Source organism: Neobacillus sp. K501 (assembly GCF_053749995.1).
In genome coordinates this window covers 503,251-518,681 of sequence record NZ_JBSLYA010000003.1, presented here as the reverse complement: position 1 = coordinate 518,681, position 15,431 = coordinate 503,251, and the positions used below count along the sequence as shown (strand labels likewise).

The 15,431-nt window shown below is 40.0% G+C and carries 11 protein-coding genes; all 11 read left to right on the top strand.

The window, feature by feature from the left end:
- Positions 1–57 precede the first annotated feature (57 nt).
- The 11 genes from ACWM35_RS10445 to ACWM35_RS10395 all read left to right on the top strand — a co-directional run bounded on the left by ACWM35_RS10445 (position 58) and on the right by ACWM35_RS10395 (position 15,131).
- Positions 58–1,110, top strand: a complete 1,053-nt coding sequence (locus tag ACWM35_RS10445; RefSeq protein WP_454818011.1) for a hypothetical protein — start codon at positions 58–60, stop codon at positions 1,108–1,110.
- Between the two features lie 552 nt (positions 1,111–1,662).
- Positions 1,663–5,055, top strand: a complete 3,393-nt coding sequence (locus tag ACWM35_RS10440) for a PA14 domain-containing protein (RefSeq protein WP_454818009.1) — start codon at positions 1,663–1,665, stop codon at positions 5,053–5,055.
- 485 nt (positions 5,056–5,540) lie between these two features.
- Positions 5,541–5,798: a hypothetical protein gene (locus ACWM35_RS10435; RefSeq protein ID WP_454818007.1), complete on the top strand. Its 258-nt coding sequence runs from the start codon at positions 5,541–5,543 to the stop codon at positions 5,796–5,798.
- A 285-nt stretch (positions 5,799–6,083) separates the two neighbouring features.
- Complete coding sequence (locus ACWM35_RS10430; protein ID WP_454818005.1) at positions 6,084–6,404, top strand: hypothetical protein; 321 nt, start codon at positions 6,084–6,086, stop codon at positions 6,402–6,404.
- Between the two features lie 281 nt (positions 6,405–6,685).
- On the top strand, positions 6,686–7,327 hold the full coding sequence (locus tag ACWM35_RS10425) for a hypothetical protein (protein ID WP_454818172.1): 642 nt from the start codon (positions 6,686–6,688) through the stop codon (positions 7,325–7,327).
- A 351-nt stretch (positions 7,328–7,678) separates the two neighbouring features.
- A complete protein-coding gene (locus ACWM35_RS10420; protein ID WP_454818003.1) occupies positions 7,679–8,953 on the top strand; it encodes an L-lactate MFS transporter in 1,275 nt (424 codons plus the stop codon).
- Positions 8,954–9,040: 87 nt separating this feature from the next.
- Positions 9,041–9,400 (top strand): DUF2294 domain-containing protein, encoded by a 360-nt coding sequence (locus ACWM35_RS10415; protein ID WP_454818170.1) that lies wholly within the window; start codon positions 9,041–9,043, stop codon positions 9,398–9,400.
- A gap of 143 nt (positions 9,401–9,543) precedes the next feature.
- The gene (locus ACWM35_RS10410) at positions 9,544–11,901 is read left to right on the top strand and encodes an FdhF/YdeP family oxidoreductase (protein WP_454818001.1); all 2,358 of its coding nucleotides are present in this window, start codon (positions 9,544–9,546) and stop codon (positions 11,899–11,901) included.
- A gap of 28 nt (positions 11,902–11,929) precedes the next feature.
- Entirely contained in the window at positions 11,930–12,751 is an 822-nt protein-coding gene (gene fdhD / locus ACWM35_RS10405) for a formate dehydrogenase accessory sulfurtransferase FdhD (RefSeq protein WP_454817999.1), read from the top strand.
- Positions 12,752–12,804: 53 nt separating this feature from the next.
- On the top strand, positions 12,805–13,803 hold the full coding sequence (moaA, locus tag ACWM35_RS10400) for a GTP 3',8-cyclase MoaA (RefSeq protein ID WP_454818168.1): 999 nt from the start codon (positions 12,805–12,807) through the stop codon (positions 13,801–13,803).
- Positions 13,804–14,174: 371 nt separating this feature from the next.
- Positions 14,175–15,131 (top strand): tRNA dihydrouridine synthase, encoded by a 957-nt coding sequence (locus tag ACWM35_RS10395; protein ID WP_454817997.1) that lies wholly within the window; start codon positions 14,175–14,177, stop codon positions 15,129–15,131.
- Positions 15,132–15,431 lie beyond the last annotated feature (300 nt).

Sequence of the window (15,431 nt, the reverse complement as noted above, 5' to 3'; positions counted from 1 at the left end):
TAAATGGTCACTTTAAATATCCATTGCTGTAAAATAAAAATCAAAAAGGTGGAAAAAATGAAAAAGTTAAAATTGAGGTTTGAAGCAGTAGTATACGGATTACATCCCATGGAAAAGGATTATAGTGTGGACGAGTTTATTTTCAAACTAAAACAAATAGACTTAACGAAATATGAAGAAGCATTTAATGCTAATCCATTTTTAGCAAATCCTAATCTCTTCTCTTGGTTAATGCAATTTGAAGGTGATGAAAAACATTATTATTGTTGCTTTGAAAATGATGTTCCAATTGAAATTGAGGTTTCAAATAAAATTGGGAAATCAAAAGATCGTATTAAAAAATACTTTGAAGAGAACTTAATTGAAGTATTTAACAAAGTCTTTTACCTTGAAAACGTACTTAGATTGGTAACAAACCTTGATATTTTTATCCCTGTAAGTAAACTTGAGGTTTATGATGAAGAAATGAACCTGATAGAAAAGCGCAGTTTAGCGAAAGATTTCTCGCCATTGGACCATAATTCAAGGTTTTCAAAAAAAAATTTGGAATTACAATCTAATAGACTAAAATTGCATATACGTTGGGATTTAATGACAGAAATGATGAGTGTAAATAGAGAGTATATTCGTGCACTAGAATATTTTAATCAATCCTTTTCTGTTAATGATATCCCAGTTAAACTTTTATGTTTATTCGCATCACTTGAATCATTATTTAATAACGACGGTGAGAAAATTACTGAAAAAGTTGCAACATTTACAAGTAAGTTATATTTTGATAATGATAAGAAAGATGAAATCTATTCAAGAATAAAAAAGTTGTATAATGAACGTTCGTTGTATATTCACGGACAAAGAACAGATAGAATAACATACAATTTCTATGGAGAACTTAAAGAAATTGTGAGAGTTGTTCTATTAAATTATTGGTTTGTTTCAATGTTCAATGATGTAAAAAATAATAATCAAATGATTAGTTTTCTAGATGAAGATAAGCCACTAAACCCGGCTACACAATCTGCTATTCTAGCAACAAGGGAACCGGATTACACTAAATTTTATTCAGATGTAAGAGAGAAACTTGAGAGTGGTGTTACAGATATTCTTTAAATATATTGCAATCCCCAAAAAGGATTGCTTTTTTATTGAAACAGGAAGCCCGAATTATAAAAATTCGCACCTTCCGGTAATAATTACAGTTGGCCGTTTTGGCATATGAAAGCACCTCCTTAAATTGATATGTTGATACTACGGGATTACTTTTGAGCAATGCAGGTAATGAAAGCCAACGATTCGTTCCCAATTAACGGAGAATTTGTCCAGTTGCAGTAACGAAAGCTTTGGATTCATACCCGCTAACATCGTATCTGATCCGTGACGGTAACGAAACTCACTATTTCGTTTCAGTTACCGCCACTTCTTATCGCGTTAAGGATGATTCTTCATACTTTTTCATAAACAATAGGCTGATAGAAATAGGTCGTTTTTATTATCAGAAAATTACAAAACTTAACCTCTTATTGTAAATATTTTTATTCAAAAGCTTGGTAGAGTAGGGAGTGTAGATAGGAAAAGGAGGAGATTGGGTAGCTGGCTTTTCTCGCTCAAGTATGAAAGCGGGTACATTTTTATGATTAAAGGTTGGGAGGCAGAGAAAGAATAATGAAGAAAAAGTTAATAGTCTTTTCATCAATTTTGACGATTGTTTTTTCACAAGGAGTGGGGCTTAGTGCCATTTCGCCCTCATCTGTGAAAGCGGCCGATTTGAAGAAAGCACATGGACTAAAAGCAGAGTACTACACCTCATCAGGACCAGGAAAATTTGATTTTAATGAACTGAAAACGACCATTGTAGATTACGATATTAATTTCCCAGATTTAGAGCCAACATTAAATGCTTTTACCGGGCAACAGGATGATGTAACGGTTCGCTGGACGGGAAAAATTGTTCCCGAGAAATCAGAGGATTATACCTTCTATATGATTGGGGATAATGGATTCAGAGTTTGGATTGACGGCAAATTGGCGATCGATTTTTGGGAGGATAAATGGGATCTTGAGCAAAAAAGTGCACCGATTACGTTAGAAGCGGGAAAAGAATATGACATCAAAGTGGAATACTTTGAAAATTATGGCGGCTCCAATCTCAGACTCTATTGGTCTAGTCCGAGTACCGAAAAACAAATTGTCCCTAGCAGTGCCTTTTTCCTGCCAGATGGCTATAGTGTTAGCAACGATATTAAAACGATAACTGTTTTAGAAGACGGGAAGCATGTGGAATTAGCTTTTAACCATGAGCTTGAAACATTACCGAAAGGTCTTGAACAATATTTTAAGGTGAAGTTAAGTGGTCGGGAATGGGAACTTACCAATATTTCCTTAAAGAAGGATGACCCGTCAACCATCATTCTAGAAACGAAGGCCCCAATTTATGAAAGATCCGCGAACAATGTGCTCGTAAGCTATGATGGCAAGGGAAAAATCCTAACCAAAGAGGGGAAGGAGGTAGCTGCTTTTACAAACAGAGCTCATAACCTCTCGCAATTTAACATTGAATCACCGTTCGCAGATCAAGTCGATCCTAATAATGTATTACCAGAATACCCACGTCCGCAACTAGCCCGGGAGAAATGGTTGAACCTGAATGGCAAGTGGGAGTTTCAACGGGCAACAAAGGGTGAGGCCGTTCCTACTGGTAAAAAACTAAATGAATCGATTCTTGTCCCATTTGCGGTCGAATCTGAGCTATCCGGAATCGATCGGCAGGAAAAGCATATGTGGTATAAGCGAAGCTTTACCGTACCATCCGATTGGAATGGCGACCGCGTTAAATTGAATTTTGATGCCGTTGACTATAAGGCCATTGTCTATGTGAACGGAACAAAAGTAGGTGAGCATAAGGGGGGATATGACTTCTTCAGCTTTGACGTTAGCGATCATTTAGTAAAGGGTAACAATGAATTGATTGTAGAAGTCTATGACGAGACATCCGGCGGGCAAGCCAGAGGAAAGCAAACCACGAACCCAGAAGGTATTTGGTACGAATCGACTTCAGGAATTTGGCAAACGGTATGGTTAGAACCCGTTGCCCAGTCACATATTGAATCGGTTAAAACAGAAGCTGATATACATGAAGAGAAGGTAAATGTCACCGTTTCGGGTCAGAATCTGGAGAACAAAATCATTGAAGCGGTCGTCTATCAAAAAGGAAAGAAAGTAGGAGTGGCGACAGGAAAAGCAGGGGAAAGCTTTGCTGTACCTGTACCCAACCCACATCTATGGACAACAAAGGATCCGTTTTTATATGACGTACAAATCCAGATAAAAGAGAATAATAGAGTTCTAGATACCGTGAAGAGTTATGTTGGCATGAGGGAAATCTCTCTTGGAAAAATCAATGGCCAACTGCGTCCATTATTAAACGGAGAATTTATTTTCCAAATGGGACCATTAGATCAGGGCTACTGGCCTGAGAGTGGTTTAACGGCGCCAACAGAGGAAGCGTTAAAATTTGATATTGAAAAAACAAAAGACCTTGGCTTTAACATGATTCGTAAGCATATCAAGGTGGAGCCGGAACGCTGGTATTATTGGGCCGACAAATTAGGGATGATTGTCTGGCAGGATATGCCAAGCATGGAGGGTTCAGGTGCCGGGCCGCGAGCGACCGATGCCGATCGGAAACAATACGAACTGGAATATAAGGAAATGGTTGATGAAAAATACAATCATCCATCGATCTTCCTATGGACAGTCTTTAATGAAGGCTGGGGTCAATATGATACCGTCAGAGTGACAAAATGGGTAGAGAGCCTTGACCCAACGCGATTAGTCTCCAATGCCAGCGGTTGGACCGATGCCGGAGTGGGCGATGTTTTAGACTGGCATACCTATACGGCGCCAAGATCCCCACAAGTGGAAGAAAATCGGATTGCCGTCATTGGGGAATATGGTGGACTTGGATTAGCCACTCCAGGACATGAGTGGGGCACAACCGGTTGGAATTATGTGATGATGAAGGATAAAGAAGAAGTCACCAAGACGTATGTCGACTATATTGAATCGTTAAAACGCTATATGCATGAGAATGGTCTAAGCGCAGCCGTCTACACGCAGACAACTGATGTTGAAGGTGAGTTAAATGGGCTTTTAACCTATGACCGGAAGATTGTGAAGATGGACGAAAAACGAGTTCGTGCAGCCAACCAGTCCTTAATCGATTTATCCTCCGCAAAAGTGGTCTTAGGTGGAAAGATTGACGAAGCTAAAGAAACACAGAAGAGTTCAAAGCAAGGGGATGGACCTGGGGAATATTCGAAGGACGCCATGAAATTTTTGAAGGATGCCATCCAAGCGGCGAACAAGGTATACCACAGCCCGCGCTCAACTACGGAAGAACAATTTGCGGCTGTCCACACCTTAAGCCAACAGCTGACAGAATTTAAGGATAAGATGAACCCTCCAATAGAAGCAGGAGCGACGGTGGATCAATTTGACACCGCTCCATTGTCACCCGCTTGGTCGATTTTCCAAGAAGATGCTTCCAAATGGAGCTTAACGGAGAATCCAGGAAAACTATTGATCACATCCCAGCAAGGCGATTCCCATGAAGGCAGCAATGCCATTAAGAATGTCTTCCTTCAGGACGCCCCATCTGGTGACTTTGAAATCACAACCAAAGTGAACGCCTCTATTAAAAATAACCATGAGCAAGCTGGTTTATATCTATGGCAGGATGTCGATAATTATGTCCGCCTTGGACACGTCTGGGACAATGGCTTAAAGCTTGAAACAGCGAAGGAGGAAAATGCCAAATACAGCAAAGCCCAAAACATGGCAGCACATCCTGGTGGAGATACGGTTTATTTAAAAATCAAGAAAACCGGGAATGTCATTTCCACCTTCTTCTGGGCCAATGGGGCATGGCAACAAGCAGCCGACGCAATTACAACAGAGATAACTGTAAGCAAAGTTGGGGTTTTTGGAACCAGTACGGTTAGCAGTAAACTCGTCCCAATGACGTTTGATTATTTTACAGTTCAAGGTCTTCAATAGAGTTGGATATGGTTCAAATTAGGCAACGGAATTTCTCCGTTGTCTTTTTTGGATTAGCTTTGTTATACCCGATTGTTGATTTCACATTGTTTGAAAATTAAGCGGAGAAATTCCGTTTAAATTTGGAAATACCAATATTTCCTTTAAAATAAAGGAAGTTTTTCCGCTTATCTTATCCAAATCTATGGATTTTGACTTGTTTAAAGCAGTTTAGCGGAATTTCTCCGCTTATATCTGCTTCTTAAGCTTCCTCAAGCAACATTAGCCGTAAATTCTCCCCTTATAATTTTTCCTATCAACACCATAATCAACAATGAAAGAAAACAGTGCCTTTTGGTTAATACTTGCAAAAGATGAGTAAGTCGTTCTGGACCCAAATAAAGAAAAGGATTATATTCTTTTTGCTTGTGGAAATATTAAGGCAATAAATACTGTAACGAAATAGCGGAACCATTAAGTTGGCAAAAAAACAGGAGGTACTCATCATGACAGTGAAATTTGAACAAGAGTTAGTTACATCACAAGGAAGTACTCAACCAAAATGGTCCAGTGAAGCAACACACTATTTTGAAAATGAACATGGTGAACAATGGATTGCAAAAAGTGATGGAGAACAGATAGTGATTTCTGGACTTGATATTGACTGGAAAGAGATTGTTTTGAACTATTCTCAAGTACTGGAGTTTATTGAATTTCAGGAAGAGCTTCCGTTTGCTACAAGTGATAAGAAACTAGTTGCATAGTAGAAAAATGGAAGGGAAGTGAGAATCCTCTAAGTAAATGGGTTTTTAATACAGGAGAAAAATACTGGCTTCTTGCCGTTCTCCATTCATCCAAACTAGAAATGGAATATCATCAATCAAATACTCAATAAAACAATGTTCCAGATAGCTGATCTATGGTAGATAGTGACGATTCCTAGTTAAGCCAGTGAAAGTAGCTTTCCAAATGATCGATTGTTCTCACTATGATTATTTTCATTGATAATGGAAAATCTAACCACTATAGTAAAGTGGGAGGAGATCAAGTTGAAAACATTCGATTTCAAATCTGGAACAAAAGTAATGGTGGACGAGCATCAAATCGTGATTGAAAGATCAGGCGGGAAGAGTGCAATGAAAGGGTTGTTTGCTGGCAGAGCCATGGGGCATATGAAGATAAAAATGTCCGCATTGACCGGTGTGATTTTCTTTGCGGATTATATAGTCATTTGTGCTTCGGGGTTGCCCACACCGAATGATTTTAAACTAACGAATATTGGAGAAATTAAACAGTATCCCAATTGTATTGTGGCAAAAGAGCAGGAGTTGGAAGAACTGTATCAATATCTCTGTGGTTTTATAAAATAAAAGGTATTGTTCTTCTATTATCTATATAACAAAGCTTTGCTCAGTCTTAATAAGGCTGAGTTTTTTTCTTTAAAGGGGACGTTGGTCAGCGGTATTATTTTTCTCACTCAGCCAAATCAAATTGAATAAACTGACAATGGATTCATTGATTCACGTATATAAGGGAGAGAAAAATAAACATGAACACATTTCCAGATGGGGGATTTACCTATAGAGTACAGTCAGGAGATCATTATTCGCTATTAGCACAGCGGTTTCATACGACAGTCGGGAAATTGATGATGGCGAATCCTGGCGTGAATCCCTATTATCTTCATGTTGGCCAGTATATTACGATACCTAATGCACAACCTGCTTACGATTATGCCCGCCAAAATCAAAGCTATAGCCAAGCAGCAGTTGATCTTTTAAGTGATAATCGGAGCCTTTGGGAAGAGCATGTTGCTTGGACGAGAATGGCGATCATCAGCTTAGTCTTTAAATTACCGGATGTTGATTTTGTTATCGCACGTCTTTTGCAAAATGCAACGGATATGGGTGAAATGATTAAGCCGATTTATGGGGAGGCTGCAGCTGCCAGATATTCTACGTTAATCAAAGAACATCTTCTATTCGCGGCCGACTTAGTAAAAGCAGCGATAGCCGGTGACCAGCAAGCAGCGATGACGGCAGAGAAAAAATGGTACGCCAACGCCGATGAGATTGCAGCGTTTCTAAGTAAGATTAATCGCTTCTTGCCAGAGGAAGAAGTTAGAAAAATGTTCTATCACCATTTGGATTTAACCAAGCAGGAAGCAGTATCGATGATAAACAAGGAATATCAGAAGGATATTGCCATCTATGATGAAATAGAAGAACAAGCCAGGGACATGGCGGACACCATTTCTAAAGCAATGATCAAATTGTATCCTAATATGTTTTAGTGACAACCCACAACAGCAAAGAGCAAATGGCTTATTAAAGGGTTGTACTGAATTCGCTTCCATGGTATATTAAAAAATAGAAATTGTGAACAAAATGTGAAAGATAATATTAATTACAAAATATGGTTGGAGATTTAATCCGAAACAGCGAACCTGTTATCGGTTAAATCTAGTAATCTATATTTTTTAGAACTGTTGGTACTTAACAGCGTTCCTGTTTAAGGCGAACCGTTGTAATGATTTTCTGTTTTCTGATCCTTTCAGAAACTACATAAAATCTTACAACGGTTTTTTATTTTTGTTCACAAAACATCATTACATATCAATACCAAAGGGGAGAGAAGAGAGAGAATGAAAACGACAAAAAATCGATGGTTAATTGCTTTATCAGCTGTTGGAATTCATATTTCCATAGGGTCCGTTTATGCATGGAGTAATTTTACTGCACCACTTAAAGACATGTTTGGCTGGTCTGACTCACAAGTTGCCATGACTTTTAGTATTGCGATTCTTTTCTTAGGTTTATCAGCAGCATTTCTAGGTCATTTCGTGGAAAAATACGGACCCAGGAAAGCAGGGTTACTGGCGGCGACCTTCTTTGGGATCGGAATCACAGGTTCAGGTTTAGCTGTAGCTTTAGAATCCAGATACTTATTATACTTTTTCTACGGAGCACTTGGAGGCATTGGTCTAGGAGTAGGCTATATTGCTCCGGTTTCAACACTAGTAAAATGGTTCCCTGACCGAAGAGGACTAGCTACTGGCCTGGCAATTATGGGCTTTGGCTTTGCAGCGGCAGTTGCAAGTCCAGTTATGAATATGCTGATTGAATCAGTGGGGGTAGCCAATACCTTTTATATGTTAGGGATTTCCTACTTTATTATCATGCTTCTATCCTCACTATATCTTGAAAAGCCTGAGGAAGGGTGGCTTCCAGAAGGATATAAAGACAAAATCAATAGCGGAAAAGCAAAACCTAACATGGATTTATCACAATTAATGGCGAATGAAGCGGTCAAAACAAAGCGTTTCTGGTACTTATGGATAATGTTATTTATTAATATTACCTGTGGAATTGCGATTTTGGCGGTAGCCAAGCCACTTGCAATGGAAAGTATCGGCATAGATATGGCGCAAGCAGCAGCACTGGTTGGAGCCATTGGAATCTTTAACGGATTAGGAAGAATTGGATGGGCTAGTTTTTCAGATGTTATCGGACGACCAGCTACTTATACAACCTTTTTTGTTCTACAGATGGTCATCTTCTTCGTTCTGCCAGACATATCGGTTAAATGGTTATTTATTGGTTTATTGATTGTTGTATATACCTGCTATGGCGGAGGTTTCTCATCGATTCCAGCTTATATCGGAGACTTATTCGGAACGAAGCAATTAGGAGCGATCCACGGATACATCTTAACGGCCTGGGCAGCGGCAGGTCTGGTTGGACCATTATTTGCTGCATGGATTAAAGACACAACTGGCAGCTATTCCGGCAGCTTAACATTTTTCTCTGGATTGTTTGTTTTGGCGTTTATCATCTCGATGCTGATCCGCGTAGACATTAACAATCTGAAGAAAAACCAAAAGCAAAATCAAGTGGGAGTGCAGAATAAGGTTAGTTAACTTCTTCTTGCAATTTAAAGATTAACCTTATAGAATTAACACTATTAACATAGTGAAAACCTTATGTATGCAAGTGAGATGACGTTAGTGAATAAATATGAAGCAGAATTTAGTAATATTGTTCGCGCCTTTCGGAAACGCCATATGGGTAAAGGTCCTAGTCAAGTGAGGACAACATTCTGCAAGAACTGGGCGATTTGTGAACTAGAGGGGAATTTATCTCCTATCGAGAAATTTATCGCTACAGCAGAAGATGGCAAGCAAATGCTACGCTCCGCTCGTACGGAAATGGTCAAAGACATTTATAAGAAAAATCATCCGCAAGAAATGGAAGAATTGCTTGGTGCAAAGTTCCTTCGTGTCTTTGTGGATATCGATATTGAAGACGACAAAGGAATGTCCATCTTTATATTTGACCAAGATCTTGAGGAAAAGTTTAACGTGTAAACATATAACTACCTATACCTCGTTGGCACTTGACAGCGAACCTGTTAAAGACTAACCACCATGGAGAACACAACCTTGTTAGATGACTAGGTGCTCCTTGGTGGTTTTTTATTTGCTTTTTAGGATTAGAGGAGGAAATCAGAATGGGAAAAACATTACATCCAGGTCCACAGAAGAAATCCAAGATACCATCCCCAAAACATTGGGTAAGTCCAATTCCATTTGGCCTAGGAAAAATTAAGCCTAAACACATCCGCGATACGATGAAAATCGCGTGGGACAATAAAGATAATATCGGATATGCCACTAATATCATTACAAAGGGAGTTTGTGACGGCTGTGCCCTTGGGGTATCGGGATTACATGACCAAACACTTGACGGGCCTCATTTATGTACCACACGTTTGAATGTTTTAAGACTAAATACCATGCCTGCAGTTAAGCCAGAAATTCTTCACGCAGACATTGATGAATTGAGAAAGTATGACAGCACTGAGCTTCGTAAGCTAGGGCGCATCCCATACCCAATGATTCGCCGAAAAGGAGAGCGGAAATTCTCCCGCATCACATGGGATGAAGCGATGGATATGATTGTAGCAAAGATGAAAACCTTAGATCCGAAGCAATATGCTTTTTATTTAACGGCTCGAGGGATTACAAATGAAAGCTACTATGTAGCAGGAAAAGTGGCACGTTTCTTAGGTACCAATAACATCGATAATGCATCCCGTATTTGTCACGCACCTAGTAAAACTGCTTTGAAGCGTTCGATTGGTGTCGGTGCATCTACCGCTAACTATCTCGACTGGATCGGAACAGACGTATTATTGTTCTGGGGAAGCGTAGCCTCAAATGCATCACCTGTATCGTCAAAATACATGTTGGAAGCAAAGAAAAAAGGGACCAAGATCATCGTGGTCAATCCATACCGTGAACCAGCAATGGATAAGTATTGGATTCCATCTAATCCGGAGTCAGCTCTGTTTGGAACAAAACTTGCAGATGATTTCTATCAAGTAAATATTGGTGGAGACATTGCCTTTATGCACGGAATCATGAAGCATTGGTTCGATATGGAAGAAAAGGAATTCGGTTCTGCGATTAATCATGAGTTCGTGCATGCCCATGTGAATGGGTATGTCGAGCTTAAGAAAAAAGTCCAAGAGCAATCTTGGAAGGAGATCGTTGAATCTTCTGGTGTTACAAAGGAACGAATCATTGAGCTGGCGGAGCTGTTGGCAAACAGCAAAAATGCGGTTTATGCCTGGGCACTAGGTCTAACCATGCACTCATTTGCAACAGACAATATATCTCAGGTTGCCAATCTAGCCCTTCTACGTGGCCATTTAGGTCGTAAATATGCCGGCCTAATGCCATTCCGTGGACACTCAAGTGTACAGGGCAGCGGAGAAATGGGTGCTGACCCGTTCGTGTTACCTGGAGGCGGCTGGGATGCAAAAAATGTGGAACGGATTGAAAAGCTATGGGGCTTCAACCTTCCAAACTGGCAGGGTGATATTGTCGGGGTTACACTCGAAAACATAGTCCTTCCTGAAGACCATGAACGAAATGTGAAATTGTACTATTTATCGGGCGGAAACTTCTTGGAAACAATGCCGGATCCTGATTTTGTGGAAAAAGCATTATCTGAGTTAGATATTCGTGTACACCAAGATATTATTTTAAACACTTCAACGTTAGTCGATGCCAAGGAAGCAGTCATTTTATTACCGGCAAAAACTCGCTATGAGCAAGAAGGCGGCGGTACAAGTACTTCTACAGAGCGGATGGTGTATTTCTCCCCAGAAATTCCAGGGAACAAAAATGCCATCGCCGAAGCCCGTGCCGAGTGGAAGATTTATATTGATCTTGCTAAACGTGTGAAACCCGAAACTGCTCATTTAGTAGATTTTACTGATGGCCAAGCCATTCGTGATGAAATCGCGAAAGGGAATCCGGATTATGACGGGATTCAACACTTGAAAAATCAGGGAGACGTCTTCCAGTGGGGCGGCGCTTGGTTATGTGAAGATGGAATTTGTCCAACATCTGATGGAAGAGGAAGCTTAATACCTGTAGACATTCCTGATTTAAATAAAAAACCAGAGCAGTTTATTGTAACCTCACGCCGAGGCAAACAGTTTAACTCAATGATATATAAGGAAGTCGACCCGTTAAACGGTGCTGGTAGATATGACGTATTAATGAGCGCAGTAGATGGTCAGAAATTAAGTATTGCTGAAGGAGAAGGAATTGTTGTATACAACGGCTTTGGTGTCTTCCAAGGACGTGCCAAGTTTGTTGATATTGCACCAGGGAATATTGAAGTCCATTTCCCAGAAGGAAACTTCTTGTTACCACGTGGACGTTATGAGAAATTTGCGGGTATACCTGATTACAATATCACCGTGAATGTGGAAAAAGCAGAACGTTATAATGCCCGAAAAGATACTCAATATGTAGAAAGACCGATTCCGGATCTAGAAACAGAAGTCAGTTAATTTTCAAAAGAAAGGAGCGGCAGCGCCTGTGTCAAAGGAAATCACCACCTCACAAAATATTGTCAGATTTAATGGGCAAAGCTTCATCGAGGAAGAGGATGATATTGCAGTCGAATCAGCCTTAACCATCATGTTAGATGGGGAGGAATTTGCCACGATGGTATGCACCCCTTCTGAGTTAGAAGAATTAGTCGTTGGCTTTCTGGCTTCGGAGGGTGTGATTCGTGCCTATAAAGATATTAAATCTCTTCACATTGATGAGGAAGTAGGATTTGCCTATGTCGATCTAGTAACGAAGTTCAACGTCGAAAAGAATTTCCATTCGAAACGATTTATTGGTTCATGTTGTGGCAAAGGAAGACAATTCTACTTTCAAAATGATGTCAAGACTGCGAAAACGATTATGACAAAATTTTCGATTACACCTGAGCAATGCCACAACCTAATGAAGCAAATGCAGGATGGTTCCGCCTATTTTCAACAAACGGGTGGTGTTCATAATGCAGCATTATGTTCAAATGACGGTGTCGTTTTTGCTCGGACAGATATTGGCAGACACAATGCCCTTGATAAATTATTCGGGTACTGCTTGATCCATCGTATTCCATTAAAGGATAAGATCATTGCCTTTAGCGGCCGGATTTCTTCTGAGGTTTTACTCAAAGCAGCCAAGATCGGTGTGGGGATTATCCTTTCAAAATCGGCACCAACGAATCTAGCCATTGATCTAGCGGATGAGCTTGGAATCACAGCCGTAGGATTTATCCGTGGAAAAGGGTTTAATGTTTATACACATCAGGACCGAATCCAAGGACTAGATTATAAGCCCGTAACAACAACATGTATTTAAAGACGGAGAGATGTGAGAGGGGGGATAACTTGAAGAATGAGCATACACCTATAATGGATCGTTTGGGTCGCCCGCTTCGAGATTTAAGACTCTCCGTTACCGACCGCTGTAATTTCCGCTGTCGGTACTGCATGCCTGCTGAAATTTTCGGACCAAACTATCCATTCCTTGCTCAGGATAAGCTCTTGAGTTTTGATGAAATGGAACGGTTAGTCAAAATCTTTACTACTTTTGGTGTAAAGAAACTGAGAATTACAGGCGGAGAGCCTCTTCTTAGAAAAAATTTAGCTTCCTTTATTGAGCGAATTAAGGATATAAATGAAATAGAAGATATCGCCATCACCACGAACGGTATACTATTGAAAAAATATGCAAGAGAACTGAAAGATGCTGGTCTTGATCGCGTTACGGTCTCGTTGGATAGCCTTGATGATGAAAGGTTTGGCTATTTAAATGGTAGAGGAGTGAAGGTTCAGCCGATTATTGAGGGTATGGATGCAGCAGCAGAAGCAGGGCTTAATGTGAAGGTAAACATGGTGGTTCAAAAGGGAGTGAATGACCAGGATATCCTTCCGATGGCTAAGTTTTTTAAAGACAGAAATTATACATTACGGTTTATTGAATTTATGGACGTCGGCAATTCGAATGGATGGAAATTAGACCACGTCCTCCAGAACGCTGAGATTCTCAAGTTAATTCATGATGTAATGCCGCTAAAAGCAGTATCACAAAATTACTACGGTGAGGTCGCAAAGCGGTATCAATACCTCGACTCTGAGGCTGAAATCGGATTTATTTCCTCGGTCACACAGGCCTTTTGTTCAACCTGTACTAGAGCAAGAATGTCTGCGGAGGGGAGTTTATATACCTGTCTCTTTGCCACCGAGGGGACGGATCTTCGCACACCTTTACGTAAAGGATTATCGGATGAAGAAATAAAAGCCATCATTCAGAATGTTTGGTTGAATCGGGAAGACCGGTACTCTGAAGTGCGCTTAAGTCATACGAAGCTTCCAAACAAGAAGATTGAAATGTCGCATATTGGCGGGTAATGATAAAATTTTTAAAGAGGTGTGCCATACATATACATGGTACACCTCTTTAGATTGGGGAATCACAAAGTGAAATAATCTTCAGGTTTATAAACAAAAGAAATATTGACTTAGAAGATCCTACACGGAAAAAGTACGTGATGTGATCCCCATCTATTGATGAGAATTTTGATAACGGCTATTGTACCTAACACCATGTCCCTAACAGCTTTTTCATGCACATTTTCTTTGCACTTTTTATTCGTTCATAGTAAAGTGTATAATGGTCAAAATTAATTATCGCATGTTTCAATGTGCATGCTATAAACATTATAGCAACCGTATTAGGAGAATTTGACCTTGGCATCATAATGAGAGGATTGAATATATATATGAAAGAAAATTTTTGGCGTGATTTACCACGGCCATTTTTTATACTCGCACCAATGGAAGAAGTAACAGATGTTGTTTTTCGACATGTCGTAAGTAAAGCAGCGAGACCGGATGTATTTTTCACAGAGTTCACCAATTCGGAGAGTTATTGTCATCCAGAGGGAAAGCAAAGTGTGCGTGGTCGTTTGACTTTTACAGAAGATGAACAACCAATTGTGGCCCATATATGGGGAGATAATCCTGACAACTTTCGGAAAATGAGTATCGGTATGGCGGAGCTAGGCTTTCGCGGTATCGATCTCAACATGGGCTGTCCGGTCCCGAATGTGGCACAGAGAGGGAAGGGAAGCGGCCTGATCCTCCGTCCCGAAGTGGCTGCCGAACTCATTCAAGCCGCAAAAGCAGGAGGCTTACCTGTCAGTGTGAAGACAAGACTCGGTTACACGGAAGTGGACGAGTGGAAGGAATGGTTAACCCATATCTTGAAACAAGACATCGCGAATCTTTCTATTCATCTGCGTACTAGAAAGGAAATGAGTCTAGTCGATGCTCACTGGGAGTTAATTCCGGAGATCAAGAAACTTCGTGATGAGATCGCACCGGATACCCTTTTAACGATCAATGGCGATATTCTTGACCGTCAAATGGGAATGAAGCTCGTGGAACAATATGGTGTTGACGGGGTGATGATTGGCCGCGGCATCTTCAAAAACCCATTTGCTTTTGAAAAAGAGCCGAGAGAACATAGCAGCAAGGAATTATTGGATCTCTTAAGATTACATCTCGATCTTTATGATCAATATTCCAAAGAATTAGAAACACGCCCATTCACAGCTCTTCATCGCTTTTTTAAGATCTATGTGAAAGGATTTCGCGGGGCTGGTGAATTAAGGAACCAATTGATGAGCACAAAGTCGACGGATGAAGTGCGGGTAATGCTTGATACCTTTGAATGAATAAATGTTGGTAAGACGCAGTTACAGTTGAATATTATGACCCCCATAAAGCACTCACAATGTTGTTTGATCAATGTTTGTGAGTGTTTTTTTTGTATTCAAAATCTAAAAAACCTTGAGAAATCAATTTTTATCTTAAAAGGATAGAGTTTTATCGCATCGCAGGAGAAATTGATAATTTTATATTATAGTTCTTTGAATTCTGACTTTATATTATAATGAATCTATGATTTTTTTCCTATTTATAAGAGAGTACACTTTGTGAAGAAAGTCTAATTACCTATAGCTTCTTCATCCCAA

Coding starts and splice junctions, on each gene's coding strand:
- ACWM35_RS10410 (WP_454818001.1), top strand. CDS start 9,544: ATGGGAAAAACATTACATCCAGGTCCACAGAAGAAATCCAAGATACCA.
- ACWM35_RS10435 (WP_454818007.1), top strand. CDS start 5,541: ATGACAGTGAAATTTGAACAAGAGTTAGTTACATCACAAGGAAGTACT.
- ACWM35_RS10445 (WP_454818011.1), top strand. CDS start 58: ATGAAAAAGTTAAAATTGAGGTTTGAAGCAGTAGTATACGGATTACAT.
- ACWM35_RS10425 (WP_454818172.1), top strand. CDS start 6,686: ATGGCGAATCCTGGCGTGAATCCCTATTATCTTCATGTTGGCCAGTAT.
- moaA (WP_454818168.1), top strand. CDS start 12,805: ATGGATCGTTTGGGTCGCCCGCTTCGAGATTTAAGACTCTCCGTTACC.
- ACWM35_RS10395 (WP_454817997.1), top strand. CDS start 14,175: ATGAAAGAAAATTTTTGGCGTGATTTACCACGGCCATTTTTTATACTC.
- ACWM35_RS10420 (WP_454818003.1), top strand. CDS start 7,679: ATGAAAACGACAAAAAATCGATGGTTAATTGCTTTATCAGCTGTTGGA.
- ACWM35_RS10440 (WP_454818009.1), top strand. CDS start 1,663: ATGAAGAAAAAGTTAATAGTCTTTTCATCAATTTTGACGATTGTTTTT.